Consider the following 416-nt stretch of genomic DNA (forward strand, 5'->3'; position numbering starts at 1 on the left):
CATTGAAGGAATATTTACATTAATTCCCCGGGAGGTCCTTTCAACAAATGCTTTTATGCTTCCAATACTTTTGACTAGAACTCTTACTCCTATATTCTCAAGTTTTGTTCCATGAAGAATGGTAGACTTAAAAGAACTTATAAGGTTATGTGTTATAAATACAAGCCATAAAAAACCATAGATACCATAGAATTTATAGGTTCTAAGATTTTTTATATGGTATACATTTTTAGCCATTTTAAAGAAAGCTTCTATAGTCTGGCGTTTATTATAAAAGTGAAATATTTCTACTGCATCCATCTCTTTATCAATGATATTTGTGATGAGTAAAGAATATTTTAAATTTCCTCTTTTAGATAGTGTCTGAACTATAATGTATCTAACTTTATCGGTTTGAGGAAGTTCATAAACCCATG

At 29.3% G+C, this 416-nt stretch carries 1 protein-coding gene; it reads right to left on the reverse strand.

The window, feature by feature from the left end:
- Positions 1 to 416: transposase (locus KM800_RS15210; RefSeq protein WP_217813833.1), on the reverse strand; the 416-nt coding region annotated here is incomplete at both ends.

This window comes from Clostridium tyrobutyricum (assembly GCF_019144085.1).
Lineage (GTDB): Bacteria > Bacillota > Clostridia > Clostridiales > Clostridiaceae > Clostridium_B > Clostridium_B tyrobutyricum_A.